This window comes from Mycobacterium sp. IDUB_39, assembly GCF_055419205.1.
Genome location: NZ_JBVAXF010000013.1, coordinates 1 through 15,019, shown reverse-complemented (window position 1 = coordinate 15,019; position 15,019 = coordinate 1). Strand labels below are relative to the sequence as shown.

Annotated in this window: 18 protein-coding genes; 12 read left to right on the top strand and 6 right to left on the bottom strand. The window is 68.2% G+C overall.

The window, feature by feature from the left end; genetic code table 11:
• Positions 1-121 precede the first annotated feature (121 nt).
• Complete coding sequence (locus ACZY0X_RS29950) at positions 122-1,201, top strand: aldo/keto reductase (protein WP_463775589.1); 1,080 nt, start codon at positions 122-124, stop codon at positions 1,199-1,201.
• An 82-nt stretch (positions 1,202-1,283) separates the two neighbouring features.
• On the opposite strand, the gene ACZY0X_RS29945 is transcribed toward ACZY0X_RS29950, so the two are convergent.
• From ACZY0X_RS29945 to ACZY0X_RS29935, 3 genes are all read right to left on the bottom strand, one after another.
• Positions 1,284-1,649 (bottom strand): cupin domain-containing protein, encoded by a 366-nt coding sequence (locus ACZY0X_RS29945; protein ID WP_241401916.1) that lies wholly within the window; start codon positions 1,647-1,649, stop codon positions 1,284-1,286.
• 114 nt (positions 1,650-1,763) lie between these two features.
• A complete protein-coding gene (locus tag ACZY0X_RS29940) occupies positions 1,764-2,954 on the bottom strand; it encodes an acyl-CoA dehydrogenase family protein (protein WP_463775587.1) in 1,191 nt (396 codons plus the stop codon).
• A complete protein-coding gene (locus ACZY0X_RS29935; protein ID WP_463775586.1) occupies positions 2,947-4,143 on the bottom strand; it encodes an acyl-CoA dehydrogenase family protein in 1,197 nt (398 codons plus the stop codon). Before ACZY0X_RS29935 ends, ACZY0X_RS29940 begins: the two co-directional genes overlap by 8 nt.
• Before the next feature lie 126 nt (positions 4,144-4,269).
• Between ACZY0X_RS29935 and ACZY0X_RS29930 the strand changes: the two genes are divergently transcribed.
• The gene (locus ACZY0X_RS29930; protein ID WP_463775585.1) at positions 4,270-5,079 is read left to right on the top strand and encodes an SDR family NAD(P)-dependent oxidoreductase; all 810 of its coding nucleotides are present in this window, start codon (positions 4,270-4,272) and stop codon (positions 5,077-5,079) included.
• A 4-nt stretch (positions 5,080-5,083) separates the two neighbouring features.
• Here ACZY0X_RS29930 and lipE read toward each other — a convergent pair whose 3' ends face one another.
• Positions 5,084-6,331 carry a lipase LipE gene (gene lipE / locus ACZY0X_RS29925; protein WP_463775583.1) on the bottom strand — a complete coding sequence of 416 codons (1,248 nt, stop codon included), beginning with the start codon at positions 6,329-6,331 and terminating at the stop codon, positions 5,084-5,086.
• Positions 6,328-6,813, bottom strand: coding sequence for a peroxynitrite isomerase (locus ACZY0X_RS29920; protein ID WP_463775582.1), 486 nt, complete (start codon positions 6,811-6,813; stop codon positions 6,328-6,330). The genes lipE and ACZY0X_RS29920 overlap by 4 nt, the downstream gene beginning before the upstream one ends.
• 87 nt (positions 6,814-6,900) lie before the next feature.
• Between ACZY0X_RS29920 and ACZY0X_RS29915 the strand changes: the two genes are divergently transcribed.
• From ACZY0X_RS29915 to ACZY0X_RS29895, 5 genes are all read left to right on the top strand, one after another.
• Entirely contained in the window at positions 6,901-7,812 is a 912-nt protein-coding gene (locus tag ACZY0X_RS29915) for a DUF1295 domain-containing protein (RefSeq protein WP_463775581.1), read from the top strand.
• Entirely contained in the window at positions 7,809-8,924 is a 1,116-nt protein-coding gene (locus ACZY0X_RS29910) for an FAD-dependent oxidoreductase (RefSeq protein WP_463775579.1), read from the top strand. The genes ACZY0X_RS29915 and ACZY0X_RS29910 overlap by 4 nt, the downstream gene beginning before the upstream one ends.
• 68 nt (positions 8,925-8,992) lie before the next feature.
• Entirely contained in the window at positions 8,993-10,192 is a 1,200-nt protein-coding gene (locus tag ACZY0X_RS29905; RefSeq protein WP_463775578.1) for a PP2C family protein-serine/threonine phosphatase, read from the top strand.
• Entirely contained in the window at positions 10,189-11,796 is a 1,608-nt protein-coding gene (locus ACZY0X_RS29900; protein WP_463775576.1) for a sensor histidine kinase, read from the top strand. Before ACZY0X_RS29905 ends, ACZY0X_RS29900 begins: the two co-directional genes overlap by 4 nt.
• Complete coding sequence (locus ACZY0X_RS29895) at positions 11,793-12,236, top strand: response regulator (protein ID WP_463775575.1); 444 nt, start codon at positions 11,793-11,795, stop codon at positions 12,234-12,236. The genes ACZY0X_RS29900 and ACZY0X_RS29895 overlap by 4 nt, the downstream gene beginning before the upstream one ends.
• 27 nt (positions 12,237-12,263) lie before the next feature.
• On the opposite strand, the gene mrf is transcribed toward ACZY0X_RS29895, so the two are convergent.
• On the bottom strand, positions 12,264-13,463 hold the full coding sequence (gene mrf / locus ACZY0X_RS29890; RefSeq protein ID WP_463775573.1) for a ribosome hibernation factor-recruiting GTPase MRF: 1,200 nt from the start codon (positions 13,461-13,463) through the stop codon (positions 12,264-12,266).
• A 111-nt stretch (positions 13,464-13,574) separates the two neighbouring features.
• Between mrf and rpmB the strand changes: the two genes are divergently transcribed.
• From rpmB to ACZY0X_RS29865, 5 genes are read left to right on the top strand one after another with little or no spacing between them, the layout of a single operon-like run.
• A complete protein-coding gene (gene rpmB / locus ACZY0X_RS29885; RefSeq protein ID WP_463775572.1) occupies positions 13,575-13,811 on the top strand; it encodes a 50S ribosomal protein L28 in 237 nt (78 codons plus the stop codon).
• The gene (rpmG, locus tag ACZY0X_RS29880) at positions 13,811-13,975 is read left to right on the top strand and encodes a 50S ribosomal protein L33 (protein ID WP_241401893.1); all 165 of its coding nucleotides are present in this window, start codon (positions 13,811-13,813) and stop codon (positions 13,973-13,975) included. Before rpmB ends, rpmG begins: the two co-directional genes overlap by 1 nt.
• A gap of 2 nt (positions 13,976-13,977) precedes the next feature.
• Positions 13,978-14,283 carry a 30S ribosomal protein S14 gene (rpsN, locus tag ACZY0X_RS29875; protein ID WP_463775570.1) on the top strand — a complete coding sequence of 102 codons (306 nt, stop codon included), beginning with the start codon at positions 13,978-13,980 and terminating at the stop codon, positions 14,281-14,283.
• Positions 14,283-14,546 carry a 30S ribosomal protein S18 gene (gene rpsR, locus ACZY0X_RS29870; RefSeq protein WP_463775569.1) on the top strand — a complete coding sequence of 88 codons (264 nt, stop codon included), beginning with the start codon at positions 14,283-14,285 and terminating at the stop codon, positions 14,544-14,546. The genes rpsN and rpsR overlap by 1 nt, the downstream gene beginning before the upstream one ends.
• Positions 14,543-14,899: a hypothetical protein gene (locus ACZY0X_RS29865; protein WP_463775568.1), complete on the top strand. Its 357-nt coding sequence runs from the start codon at positions 14,543-14,545 to the stop codon at positions 14,897-14,899. Before rpsR ends, ACZY0X_RS29865 begins: the two co-directional genes overlap by 4 nt.
• The last annotated feature ends 120 nt before the right edge of the window (positions 14,900-15,019 follow it).

Genomic DNA, 15,019 nt, shown 5'->3' with positions numbered 1-15,019 from the left:
AAGACGATCCTCGCGAATCGAGCAGGATCGTGCAATCACGTGATGGCTTTGGTCTACCCCGTCGATGGGCTCCGCGATTCGATGAGTGCACACCACATCGACTGTTCAAAGGAGCAATTTCATGTCACTGGATCACTACGTCACCCTCGGCAGGTCCGGTCTGCGGGTCAGTCCATTCGCGCTCGGTGCGATGACATTCGGCACCGACCCCGGCGGCGCCGGCAGCACTGTCGAGGAGTCGGAGCGCGTTCTGTCGACCTATCTCGACCTCGGCGGCAACCTGATCGACACCGCGAACTTCTACACCAATGGCCACTCCGAGAAGATCCTCGGCGACTACTTCGCCAGCCGCGCCGGGCTTCGCGACCGGGTGGTGCTCGCCACGAAGTTCTTCACCAACATGTATCCCGGTGACCCGAACGGCGGCGGGGCGGGCCGCTCGTCGATCCGCGCCCAACTGCACCAGAGCCTGCGCCGGCTCAACACCGATCACGTCGACATCTACTGGATGCACAACTGGGACCGGCACACGCCGATCGAGGAGACCGTGTCGGCACTCGACGATCTGGTTCGCGCCGGCACCGTGCGCTACATCGGCTTCTCGAACACCCCGGCGTGGGTGACGGCGCAGGCACAGACCCTCGCGCTGCTCAGGGGTTGGACGCCGCTCATCGCGTTGCAGGTGGAGTACTCACTGCTCGCGCGCACCGTCGAGGGTGAGGTGGCGCCGCTCGCGCTCGACACCGGTATGGCGCTGCTGCCGTGGAGTCCGCTGAAGGGTGGCTTCCTGTCCGGCAAGTACCGCCGCGGCGAACAGGTCACCGACTCCGCGCGGGCGGACTTCGTCGGCGGTCCCAGCGAGGAGCAGTTCGCCGTCATCGACGTCGTCGCGGCCGTCGCCGAGGAGATCGGTGCGAGCCCGGCCGCGGTGTCGCTGGCGTGGCTGCGGTCCCGGCCGGGCACGGTCGTGCCGATCATCGGCGCGCGGCGCGTCGAGCACCTGACCGGAAATCTCGCAGGCCTCGACGTCACCCTCAGCGCCGACCAGATCCGCCGCCTCGACGACGCGTCGACCCCGGTGCTCAACTACCCCGCCGAACTCAACGGTGGCATTCGCGCGATGCTGCAGTTCGCGGGCAGCACCATCGACGGCGAGCCCTCCGGCGTGTACCCGCCGCTGCTGGAGGACGTCCGCTACTGAGGTCACCGCCCCGCGAGACTGCGGTGAGATCGCGAAACTCGACGAAATCGCGATCTCCCCGCAGTCTCGGCGTCGGAGGAGGTCAGCTGGCGTAGTAGTCGGCGCCCCTGGAGAACTCGATGAACGTGCACGCCTCGTCGCCGACACTCCAGGCGTCGTGTCCGGGCGGGAGCAGCATGACGTCACCGGCGGAGAACACCTCCTCGGAGCCGTCGACCATCTGCACACCGAGCGCTCCGCTGGTCACCACGGCGACGTGCGGCAGTTCGCACAGGTCGGTGCCCGCGTACTCCTTGAGGTCCTGGGACCACCGAGCACCCTTGCCGAACGTCACCTCCGTCACCGACACTCCGTCGAGTTCGGCGGTGCGCTTGGAGATCAGTCCGTGGACATCGCTCTCAATGTCGGCGAGCCGGGCCTTCTGCATGGCGGGGTGGTAGGTACTCATCGGGTGATCTCAGCACGCGACTGCGGCTTTGCCTAGGGAAAGGCTCGCCGAACGTGAAGAAGTGTGCGAGTTCACGGCCGGATCTCGCACACTTCTTCACGTTCGGCGTGGGGGTCAGGCGGGGGTGCCGTCCGCCACCCGAGGCGCCCGGTCCGCGGATGCGGTGTCGAGCACCATGGCGGCCACCCGCGACCGATGCTGCTCGGGGCTACCCAGCAGTGCGGCGTCTGTGGTCGCGCGCTTGAAGTACAAGTGCGCCTGGTGCTCCCACGTGAACCCGATGCCACCGAGAGTCTGAATGGTGTCGGTGGCGACGCGGGCGAACGCCGCCGAGCACACCGCCTGGGCGATGCTGGCCGCCAACGCGGGATCATCCGACCCGTCGGCCAGCGCCCACACGGCGTGGTAGGCCGTCGAGCGGGCGTGCTCGACGTCGACCAGCATGTCGGCCAGGCGGTGCTTCACGGCCTGGAACGATCCGATCGGCCTGCCGAACTGCAGCCGTGACTTCGCGTACTCGACCGCCAGGTCCAGCAGATGCTGTGCGGCACCGACCTGTTCGACGGCGAGCAGCGCGGAGCCCACCGCCACGGCGTGCTCGATGACCCGGGTCGCCTCGTCGGGCCCGGCGACCAACCGCGCCGGCGCGTCGGTGAGCACGATGGTGGCCTGCGGTCGGGTGAGGTCGAGTGTGACCAGTGCCGTGCGCTGCACACCGGCACCCGCGGCGTCGACGACGTAGAGCGCAACGCCGTCCGGGCCGTTGGCGGCGACCAGCAGGTCATCGGCGGCGGTGCCGTCGACGACACGTTCCAGCGTCCCGCTCAGCGTGGTCTCCGCACCGCTGCCGGCGGCAGTGACCGCGACATCGGCCGGGTCGAACCCGCCCGCCCGATCGGCCACCGCGAACGCCGCGGTACGACGACCCTCGACCAGATCGGCCAGCACGGCGTCGCGCACCTCACCCGACGACGCGGCGACCAGTGCGGGAATGGCGAGGAACACGGTGCCGAACACCGGTCCACACGCCAGCGACGCGCCGAGCTCCTCGACCGCGACGGCCTGATCGACCAGCGAACCACCAACGCCGCCATCGGCTTCCGGCACCGACAGGCCGAGAACGCCGAGTTCGCCGCCCAGCCGCGCCCATACCTTGGCGTCGAACGTGGGCTCGGACTCCATGAGTGCACGGACCGTCGGCTCGTCGAAGTTGTCGGCGCAGAACTTGCGCACGGCCGACCGAAGCTGGCCCTGCTCATCGGTGAACGTGAACGTGGGATTCAGGGTGGAAACGGACTCAGCCACGGGGGATCTCCTTCCAGGGCATGCCGGCATCGGCACGTAGGTCGCCAGGCAGCCCGAGGATCCGTTCGCCGAGGATATTGCGCATCACGTCTGAGGTGCCGCCTTCAATGGTGTTGGCGCGGCTGCGCAGGAACCGTTGCTGGATCGGGCCGCGCCAGTCTGCCTCCTCCCGGTCCGGGTCGGGCGACCCGTAGCCGTGGTACAGAATGCCCTCGGGCCCAAGCAGATCCATGCAGAACCGATAGATGTGCTGGTTGAGTTCGGCACCGACGAGCTTGCCGATCGAGCCCTCCGGCCCGGGTCCGCCGACGCCCGCACTGGCGCGAGAGCGTTCGGCGGTGAGCCGCTGCGCCTCCGACTTCAGCCACAGGGACGCGAGCCGGTCCCGCAGCACCGGCGTCTGAAGGTCGGGCCGCGACGCCCACAGCGACACCGCCTCGGAGATGGTGCCCGCGCCGCGCTTGCTGCCGCTGCCGCCGAGCGCGCTGCGCTCGTTCATCAGTGTCGTCATCGCGACGTTCCAGCCGTTGCCGACCGCGCCAAGGCGATGCGCATCGGGGATGCGGGCGTCGGTGAAGTAGACCTCGTTGAACTCGGCGTGCCCTGTCAGCTGGCGCAGCGGCCGGGTCTCCACACCCGGTCCGTGCATGTCGATGACGAAGTACGTCAGCCCCTTGTGCTTGGCCACGTCCGGATCGGTGCGCGCCAGCAGCAGGCCCCACCGGGCCCGGTGCGCGAGGCTGGTCCAGACCTTCTGGCCGTTGATCACCCAGTCGTCACCGTCGAGCACCGCCGAGGTGGCCAGCCCGGCCAGGTCGGAACCGGCGCCGGGTTCGGAGAACAGCTGGCACCAGATGTCCTCGGTGGTGGCCAGGGGACGCAGCCAGGACTTCTTGACGTCCTCGCTCTGTGCGTGCTCGCGGATGGTGGGCGCGGCCATGCCGTAGCCCATCGGGTTCAGGCCGAGCGGGACCGGCCCGCCCGCGCCCTGCAGAATCTTGTCGGCCACCGCCTGCAGACCCCGCGAGACGCCCAGGCCGCCGAGGCCCTCCGGGAAGTGCACCCACGACAGGCCCGCGTCGTAACAGGCGGCGAGGTACTCGGGAATGGGGACGGACTTCGGGTCGTGGTCGGCGACGACCCGGTGCGCGAGATCCGCGACCCGTTCGGAATCAGCAGCGTTGCTCATCTGGCCACGATAGGAAACTGACACCCGTCAAACGACACCGGGGCCGAAACGTCGCGAAGGCCAGCCTCCGGGTAATAGAGTTCTCGCATTAGGAGAAGATAATTCTCGTCACGTCAGGAGAGTCCGATGGTGCTCAAGCGCGATGCCGCATCTCTCGAGGGCAGGGTCGCCGTGGTCACGGGCGGCGGATCGGGGATCGGGCGTGGAATCGCGCTCGGATTCGCGGAGTTCGGTGCGCGCGTGGCGATCTGGGAACACGACGCCGACACCGCGACGGCCGCTGCCCACGAGTGTGGCGGCTTGGCGTGCACGACCGACGTCCGCGACCCCGAGCAGGTGGACGTCGCACTGGCCACGACCATCGAGACCCTCGGAGTGCCGACGATTCTGGTGAACAACGCCGGTGGCGTCTTCTGGTCGGGAATCCTCGACACCTCGCCGGGTGGATGGGACGCCCTGATCCGATCCAATCTCACCCACGTGCTGCTGTGCACGCAGCGCGTCGCGCGTGCCATGACCGCCGCCGATGTCGGCGGCAGCATCGTCAACGTGACGTCCATCGAGGGCACCCGGGCCGCCCCGGGCTACGGCGCCTACGCCGCGGCCAAGGCCGGGGTCGTGAACTTCACCAAGACCGCCGCCCTCGAGCTGGCCCCGCACGGGATCAGGGTCAACGCGTTGGCTCCCGACGTGACGGCCACTGAGGGCCTCGCACGGCTGGCGCCGGAGGGCTGGGAGGAACGCACCGGGCACAACATTCCGATGGCCAGAGTCGGACACGTCGACGAGATGGCCGGTGCGGCTGTGTTTCTCGCCTCCGACCTCAGCTCGTATGTGACAGGCCAGACGTTGCACGTCGACGGCGGCACATCGGCGGCGGGCGGCTGGTATCACCACCCCGACGACGGGCACTACGTGCTGGGCGCAGGCGTCTAGCGAGTCAGAACGGGGGCAGTGCCGCCGTGATGGCGTCCAGCAGCGCCGGGTAGCGCTTCGCCTCGGGATGACCGCCGGGCTTTCCGCTGCTGACGACGGCCGCCGACAGCCGGCGGGCCGGGTCGGCCCAGACCGCGATGTCGACCAGGCCGGTGTGTCCGAACGCGGCGGGTGCGTTGCGGCCGAACGGGCCGAAGCGCTTGGACCCCAACATGTATCCGGTACCCCATCGCAGTGGCATTAGGCCGGTCGCCACGTCGGGCCGCAATCGGCGGGCCTCCCGGGTCGCGGCGCGCAGGGTCTCGGGTGACATCACGCACACGCCGTCGAGATCGCCTCCGCGGCGCAGAATCTCGGCAAAGCGGGACAGCTCGTCCGCGGTCGACACGGTGCTCGACGACGGCACCACGCTGGTCAGAAACGCCGGTGTGTTCGAGAACGGGATGATCTGGGTGGGCGTGCCGCCGACGGCCTTCTTGAACACCGCCGCCATGGCTGCCGGCGCCGGCTTGCCGGTCACGTGACTCGGCGCGACCAGTGGCACGTCGCTCTCGGCCACGCCGTAGTTGGTCCACCGGAAGCCCAGCGGGTCGAGGATCTCGGTCGCGAGGATCTCGCGGATATCGCGCCCGGTCGCGGCCGAGACGATCTCGCGGACCAGCGGTCCCCAGGTCAGGCCGTGGTACATGTGCACCAGTCCCGGCCGGTAGATCGGCCTGAGATTGCCGAGCATGTCGCGGGCGTAGTCGCTGTCGTCCATCCGCTTGAGGTCGGGACGCGGGCCGGTCGCCAACGGCACACCGGCACTGTGCGTCACCACGTGCCGGATCGTCGTGCGGTCCTTGCCGTGGCTGGTGTAGGTCGGCAGATAGTCGCAGACCCGGTCGTCGAGGGAGAACGCCCCGCGCTCGACGAGCATGTGTACGACGGTGGTGCTGATCGCCTTGGCCGCCGAGTACACGCAGAACGGTGTCTCCGGCGTGACCGGGATCTTCTCGGCGTCAGGCGAATCCTGCGGTCCGTTGCCCCACCCGTGCCCGATCGCGCGGTTGAGCACGACGCGGCCGTCGACCCGCAGGCAGACCTGGATCGCGGGGTGCATGCCCGCGCGGTACCAGTGCCGTGCGGCATCCCAAATTCCCTCGACCGCACCGCGATCCACGTCGGAGTGATCCTCGTCGGCCACCGCGGTGACGGCGTCGAGGTCGGCCGGGACCCGGATCCGTCCCTCGGTGTCCGCCTCGGCGGTCACGGTCGCACTCGATGCAGAGTCGCGGCCAGGTGGTGTTGAAGGGGTTGGCCGACTGCCCCCATTCGGACGGTGTAGGTCAGGAGGTCCCGTTCCATGCGGAACGAGCGAGACAGGGCGTTGACATCCTTGGCCGATGACGTGCGCCCGATGGTCGTCGCAGTCAGTTCCATCTCGATGACGCCCTCGGTGACGGTCAGCGTGCCCTCCTCGATCTCGGTCACGCCCGTCGGATGGGCGAGCACCCATTCGACCCGGCCAGGCGCGGGCACCCGCACGTATCCCGTCTCGGCGTGCAGCGGTCTGCCGTCGGAGACCGACCGCGTGCGGTGCCCGTAGCTCAGGAACGGCTTGCCGACGTGACCGAACGTCACCTCCTCGATGTACTCGAACGGCTCGATCGTCGGGTACTCGCCGGAGCCGCGGCCCGTCCAGGTGCCGAGCAGTGCTGCCAGCACGGCGATATCGGGATGCAGATCGACCACGCCGCCAGGGTACGGCGAGCACGCGAAACGACGCCGTCCCATAACTAGAACGTGTTACATTTCTGCCACCTCCGATGCAGGGAGATCATGAGTAACACCAGGTCCAAGGCAGTCTCGCTGACGATCGTGACCGTCGCGTACGTTATCGCCATCGCGGCCGGAGCCAGCTGGCTGGCGTGGGGTCCGACCACCGACCGGCTGTGGCTGGACGCCCTGATCGCCGACGTGCTGGCGACGCTGGTGGTGTTCGCGTTCAGCCGCGCATACCGCAACTCGAGCTTCTACGACGCCTACTGGAGCGTGATTCCACCGCTGCTGCTCGTGTACTGGTGGAGCCAGGCCGGACCCGATGTCGACCAACTGCGGACCTGGCTGGTGGCGATCGTCGTTGTGCTGTGGGCCGTGCGGCTGACCGGCAACTGGGTCTACGCCTTCCCCGGCCTGCACCATGAGGACTGGCGCTATCCGATGTTCCGGGAGCGCGGCGGCAAGTGGGAGTTCTTCGTCGACCTGTTCGCCATCCACCTCATCCCGACCCTGCAGGTGTTCCTCGGCATGGTGCCCGTCTACGTCGCGGTGACGCGCCCCGGCACGGGGTTGACCTGGCTGGTCTGGGTCGCGTTCGTGATCGGGGTCGCTGCCGTCGCTCTCGAGTTCGTCGCCGACGCACAGATGTATCGCTTCGCGCGGACACGCAAACCCGGCGAGGCGATGGAGAGCGGTCTGTGGTCGTGGTCGAGGCACCCGAACTACTTCGGTGAGTTCAGCTTCTGGCTCGCCCTCGGATTGTTCGGCGTGGCCGCCGCACCGAACGACGCGTGGTGGCTGCTGGCGGGCGCGGCCGTCATGCTCGCCCTGTTCCTGGGTGCCAGCATCCCGATGATGGAGCAGCGCAGCCTCGCGCGCCGACCCGATTACCAGCTCGTGATCGACCGGGTGTCGAAGTTCGTGCCCCGACCGCCGAAGCAGCCCAAGCCGCGGAAGCCCGTGGCGCCGTGAAGCGCGTCGTCGTCGCCGGACTCGGTGACAGCGGCGTTCTGACCGCGATCCGGCTGGCGAAGGACTGCGACGTCGTCGGCATCTCCGGCAAGACCGCGTTGGTGAGCGGCCAGGAACTCGGCTGGCGGATCAGCAGGCCCGACCACTGGGCGACGCACAACTGGATATCGTTCGACAGGTTCCGCGGCCTGGACCGGGTCCGCACCGTGCACGGCATCCTGACCGCGGTCGACCTGGCGAGCCGCACCGTCACCGTGCGTGGCTCCGACGGCGAGGACATGCGGGAGGGCTACGACGCACTGGTCATCTCGACCGGCGTCACCAACGGGTTCTGGCGGCAGCCGACGCTTCAGTCGGCCGAGGAGATCGGTGCCGACCTGCACGCGGCGCACGACCGGCTCGCCGCGGCGGCATCGGTGATCGTCGTCGGTGGCGGCGCTGCAGCGGTCAGCAGCGCGGCCAACATCGCGCGCACCTGGCCCGACAAGCGGGTCGAGCTCTACTTCCCCGGGGACCGGGCGTTGACGCAGTATCACCCCCGCACCTGGGCGCGCATCAACCGTCGCCTCGAGGAGGCCGGCGTCACGCTGCGGCCGGGGCATCGCGCCGTATTGCCCGACGGTTTCACCGGCGACGAGATCACCACCGGCCCAGTGCAATGGAGCACCGGGCAGGAGCCGGCGAACGCCGACGCCGTGCTGTGGACCGTCGGGCGGGTACGACCCAACAGCGGATGGTTGCCGACGGAGTTGCTCGACGACGACGGCTTCGTGCGCGTGACACCGGAACTCCAGGTTCCCGGGCACCCGGAGGTCTTCGCGGTCGGAGACATCGCCGCAACGGATCCGCAGCGCAGCTCGGCCCGCAACCGTGCCGACGGGCTGCTCGCCCACAACGTCGTGGCGGCATTCGAGGGCCGTCCGCTGCGCTCCTACCGGCCGCCGAGATCGCGCTGGGGTTCGGTGCTCGGTATCCAGCGCGACGGGCTGGAGGTGTTCGCACCGAACGGGCGTGCCTTCCGGATCCCCGCGTGGTCCTTCGAACGCGTGCTGATGCCGTTGGCCGTCCGCAGGGGCATCTACCGGGGAGTGCGGGGCGACCGGACCGTGTGACTCTGCCCGCGTCCTCAATGAACCTGGGTATGGTTTGTTCATCATCATCAAGTTCGACGTGCTCACCCATGCTGGTGCCCGTGACCAAACCTGACGCCATGGCCGCCGAACCGGGGCGGCACATGTCGTTGCTGCTCGTCGAAGACGACCGCGGCGACGCGCTGCTGGTCGAGGAACTGATCGCCGACGCCAACGCCGACATCCGGGTGCGGTGGGCGCAGTCCATGGCAGAGGCCGAACGAGCTCTCGCCGCGGAACCTCCGGACTGCGTGCTGCTGGACCTCAACCTGCCCGACGCCAACGGGATCAGCGCGCTGGACCGCATCACCAAACAGGATGACACCGTGCCCGTCGTGGTGCTCACCGGCTTGACCGACGAGCACTTCGGCGTCTTGGCGCTGGCGTCGGGCGCCCAGGACTATCTGGTCAAGGGTCGGGTTGAACCCGAGACGCTGCGGCGCGCGCTGATGTACGCCATCGAACGCAAGCGCCACGAACTCACCGCCGTGGACCTGCGGGCAAGCCAGCTGCTCGCATCGGAGAACGCGCGACTCGTGCGCGGGTTGCTGCCGTCACCGCTGCTGTCGGAGGACCCGGGCGTCGACATCTTCACCCAGTACCGACCCACCGCGCAGAACGCGCTGATCGGCGGTGACTTCTACGACTTCGTTCAGACCCCCGACGGCACGGTGCACGTGATGGTCGGTGACGTCGCGGGCCACGGTCCCGACGAGGCAGCGGTCGGGGTGGCACTGCGCATCGGCTGGCGGGCACTGACGTTCGCCAACCTGCGAGGCAATGAGCGGATGTGGCAGCTCGAGCGTCTGCTCCGTGCCGAACGCGCCCGCCCCGGTATGTTCGCGACGGTGCTGAGCCTCGCCTTCGCCCCGGACAGCAGGCGCTTCACCGCCGTGCGCGCCGGCCATCCCGGAATGCTGGTTCACGGACCGGACACGGTGCAGTGGCTGGAGCCGCCGGCCGGACCCGCGCTCGGCCTGGGTGCCAGCGACTGGCCATTGAACGAGCTGGAGCTTCCCGAGAACCATGCCCTGCTGTTGCTCACCGACGGCCTCTTCGAGGGCCACTCCGGTGAGGGCAACGAACGGCTCGGTGAGGACGGGCTACTCGAACTCGCCCGATCGCTGGCCGGGCTGCCCGGTAAGGAGTTCGTCACCGCTCTCGTCGACGGTGCGGAGAAACGCGCCGAGGCGCACGGTGGTCTGAGCGACGATATCGCCGTCGTCCGCGTGGAGCGGAAGACCCGATGACCAAGGACGACGGATCCGGCGGCTCCGGCGAACGCAAGCTGACGGTGGCCGGCTGGCAGAACCTGGTGCTCGCTCTGATGGGTGTGGTGGTGCTGGCCGGGGCGCTGATGGGGTGGACGCTGATGAACCGCACCGACAACGTGTCCCGGGAGCTGATCGACGACATCCAACCCGCGCGCGTCGCGTCGTATCGGTTGCAGACCGCACTGCGCGACCAGGAGACCGCCGTTCGCGGTTACGCGATCGCCGCCGACAGAGAGTTCCTGGCGCCCTACTACGACGGCCTGCAGGCCGAGCAGTCCGCCTCCGACGCGATACGTGCACGGCTGGCCGACAGACCGGATCTGCTGGCCGACCTTGATGCCGTCGAGACCGCCGCGGCGCAGTGGCGGGCCAGGTTCGCCGAACCGGTCATCGCCAGCGTCCAGGTCGGCGCCCCCAGGGCCGTCAATCCGGCGGTCATCGAGCGCGGCAAGGTTGAGTTCGACGGCATTCGCCAACTGTCCGATGCACAGACGGCGAACCTGACGGCAGCGCGCGACCATGGGGTGGCGAACCTCGACGCCACGCGCAGCTGGCGCGACCGGGTCCTGCTGGGCATGGTCGTCGCCTTCTTCGTCACCGCGGTACTGCTGGCGGTGCTGATCCGCAGTGCGATCACCCGCCCGCTGGCCACGCTCGCCGCGGCGTGCCGGCGCATCACCGAGGGCGGATTCGACGAGAGGATCGTGCCTCGCGGACCCAAGGACATCCGGGCCATCGCCACCGACGTCGAGAACATGCGGCAGCGCATCGTCGCCGACCTCGAGGTATCCCAGACGGCCCGCTCGGCACTCGCCGAACAGACCCTCGAGCTGCAGCGGTCCAACGCTGAACTCGAGCAGTTCGCCTACGTTGCCTCCCACGATCTGCAGGAGCCACTGCGGAAGGTGGCGTCGTTCTGCCAGCTGCTCGAGAAGCGCTACGGCGACCAACTCGATGGGCGTGGCGTGGAGTACATCACCTTCGCGGTGGACGGCGCCAAGCGCATGCAGGTGCTTATCAACGACCTGCTCACCTTCTCTCGGGTGGGCCGACTGAACACCACGCACGGCGACGTCGATCTCGGCGTCACCCTGGACGCCGCGCTGTCCAACTTGAGCACGGCCATCGAGGAGTCCGGTGCCGAGATCTCGACGTCGGGGACACTGCCGACGGTGATCGGTGACCCCACGCTGTTCACGATGTTGTGGCAGAACCTGATCGGCAACGCCATGAAGTTCAGTAGGGAGGGCGTCGCTCCCCGGATCGTGATCGAGTGTGAGGCCGTCGACGACGATTGGTCGTTCAGCGTGGCGGACAACGGAATCGGCATCGCCGAGGAGTTCGTGGACAAGGTCTTCGTGATCTTCCAGCGGCTGCACGGCCGTGATGTCTACGGCGGCACCGGTATCGGGCTCGCGCTCTGCAAGAAGATCGTCGAATACCACGGTGGCACCATCTGGATCGACACGTCCTACCCGGCCGGAACGCGGTTCCGGTTCACCCTGCCCAATGCCTCGGCCGAGACCGCCGCTGAGTCAGAAGAAGTGCCCGTGGCCGTTCTGGAGGGAACACGCGAATGACATCTGCTGGTCGAGCGATAGACGTCCTGCTAGTCGAAGACGACCCGGGGGATGAGTTGATCACCCGGGAAGCTTTCGAGCACAACAAGATCAAGAACAATCTGCACGTCGCGCACGATGGTGAGGAGGGTCTGGACTTCCTCTACAAGCGAGGATCCTTCGTCGGCGTTCCGACGCCGGATCTGATCCTGCTCGACCTGAACCTGCCAAAGTACGACGGCAGGCAGCTGCTCGAGAAGGTGAAGTCCGACCCCGATCTGAGCCACATCCCGATCGTGGTGCTCACCACGTCCTCTGCCGAGGAGGACATCCTTCGCAGCTACAGGCTCCACGCCAACGCGTACGTGACCAAGCCGGTGGATCTCGACCAGTTCATGAGTGCGGTGCGCCAGATCGACGAGTTCTTCGTTCAGGTCGTGCGGTTGCCGCAGTCGCCATAACGGCGACGAACATCACGGGTGCGGGTTTCATCGCCGGTCTCCCTCACCGGTGCCGGGCACGGCGTCCTCCTCGGATACGTCCGCGCGGTGACCGCACGGGTCCTCGTGCCAGTCGCCGAACGGATCGTCGTAGCCGGACGCGATGCCCGGATTCGTCATCTCGGCATCGGTGAGCAGCGCGCCCGACAGTGCGGCATGAATCTCGGCGGGACGCGCCCTGCAGACCAGTGCCACCAGGGCGCTGTGCCGGTCACCGAAGTCATTGCGCCACATCAGGTTCGCCATGGCACGCCGCTCCGGGTCTGCGTATGCGATCTCCCGGGGTGTCATGGCGGCCAACCACTTGCCGGCGGAGGTGACGCGCAGGCCACCGCCGGCCGACTCCAGCCACATCGCCTGATCGGGTCGGCCCGCCAGCCACAGCCGGCCCCTGGTGCGGATCACCCCGTCCAGTAGGAGGTCGACAGCGTCGTGTAGACGCTGCGGGTGAAATGGCCTGTCCGCGTTGAACTCGAGCAGTTCGACCCGCCCCTCGGCGCGCAGTGGTGGCTGTCCCGCCAGCAGCGGTCCGTGCGGATCGTCACTGCGGCCGCGTCGGGCGTCCGGCTCGAGATGGGCCAGGGCCTGTTCGAGCCGCTCGACACCCACGGTGATCCTGGCCCGCGGCGCCAGTCGACGGAGCACATCCAACGTCGTCGAGTCCGGCGCGCTGAGAACGAGGGTGTCGGCGAACTCCGCCTGCCCCGCCACGACCTGCGCGATGGTGCGCCCGTCGTCGAGTTCGTTGTCGCCGAGCGCTCGTGGCAGCCACGATGCTGGGTCGACGCAGGTGATCACGCCGGCGATCTCGACATCACGGGCAGCCGGGCCGTCGGGGTATCCAGGGCCGACGCGCACCCGAACGTGGTTGATCGCCCAGCAGATCGGCTCGGGCTCCAGCCACGGTGCCAGGTGCACGACGATGCGGTCGACGTCGCTGCGGCGGTGCAGCTTGCGGAGAAGGGTCAGCAGGTCATTGCGCACGGTGCAGGCGACGCAGCCGTGGGCCAGTTCCAGCGCGGATTCCGTCGAGGTCGGCACGCCGTCCCTGAGGCAGGTCAGCGTTCGCCGGACGATGTGACCGTCGAAGCGATGCTCGACGACCAGCGTGCCCGGGGTGCGCAGCAGGACCCCGGTCGCGGTGTCGGTGGCGCCCTGGCCTGCGACCAGCAGCAGAGGTGTCCGCACATCACTCCTATTGATAATGATTTTCAACAAGTGGCTGCCTACGCTACAGTGCCAACCGAGTGTTGTCGAAAATCATTTTCAATAAGAGAATCGAGCAGGGGAGGGTCAAGTATGTCGGCGAGATGTCAGATCACCGGCAGGACAGTGGGTTTCGGAAACAAGGTGTCCCACTCGCATCGGCGCAGCAAGCGGCGCTGGACGCCCAATATGCAGACCAAGACCTACTACCTGGCATCCGAGGGTCGTCGTGTCCGGCTGCGCGTGAGCGCCAAGGGCATCAAGGTCATCGATCGGGACGGCATCGACGCGGTGGTCGCGCGCCTGCGTCGCGACGGCCAGAGAATCTGATGGCGCGCAATGAGATCCGGCTCAAGGTGAGGCTGCGTTCCACGGCGGACACCGGCTACACCTACATAACCCGTAAGAATCGCCGCAACGACCCCGACCGGTTGGTGCTCCGCAAGTACGACCCCGTGGTCAGGCGGCACGTCGACTTCCGAGAGGAGCGCTGACCATGGCCAAGAAGTCCAAGATCGTCAAGAACGAGAAGCGCCGCGCCACCGTGGCGCGATACGCCGAGCGACGCGCGGAGCTCAAGGAGATCATCCGCTCGCCACAGAGCGCCGCCGAGCAGCGCGACACGGCCATGCGGGCACTGGCCAGACAACCCCGCGACGCCAGCGCGGTCCGGGTACGCAACCGCGACGCCGTCGACGGCAGGCCCCGCGGGCACCTGCGCAAGTTCGGCCTGTCACGAGTCAGGGTCCGCGAACTCGCGCACGACGGCCACCTGCCCGGTGTGCGGAAGTCGAGCTGGTGATGGCGAAGAAGCCCCCGCGACAGCCCCGAGCCCGGGCCGGCGACAGCAGGCCGGGCCGACGCAACATGCTGGCGGGACTCGGCCTCGACGAGGTGGACTACAAGGACACCACCACGCTGCGCCTGTTCATCTCCGACCGCGGAAAGATCAGGGCGCGCAGTGTCACCGGTCTGACAGTGCAACAGCAACGGCAGGTGGCAACGGCGATCAAGAATGCGCGTGAGATGGCGCTGTTGCCCTACCCCGCAGGCCGGCCGCGATGACCACCGGCGCCACCGACCGCCCGTTCACCGTGGTGGTGTGCACCGGCTGTCTCCCGCCCGCGGCGTGGTCGGTGCTCGACGAGCTTCGCGGTTCGATCCGACGCTGCAGGCACGGTGTGCTGGTGGCCGCGGCGGACCCGCACCGGGGGCCGGGCGCGGTGGTCATCGTGCAGCCCTGCACTCACGACAGGTCGCCGGTGGGGGCGGCACGCCTGGTGGGGCCGATAACCGACCGCAACGACGCCGCCCGGGTACGCGACTGGGTGGAGCGCGGTGAGTGGGATATCGAGGAGCTGCCTCGCCGACTGCGCCTTGCGCGCAACGACGTACGCGTCACGGCCGCCCTGAACTGAGCGTTCTGCACGCCGACTTCTGCAGGAGCGTCGTTGTCAGGCGCTTGCATTCAGGCGGTCGCTGCAACGAATGTGGAGGGGTCTGAGAGTAATCGGTCGAGTTCTTCGGCGGGGGTACGC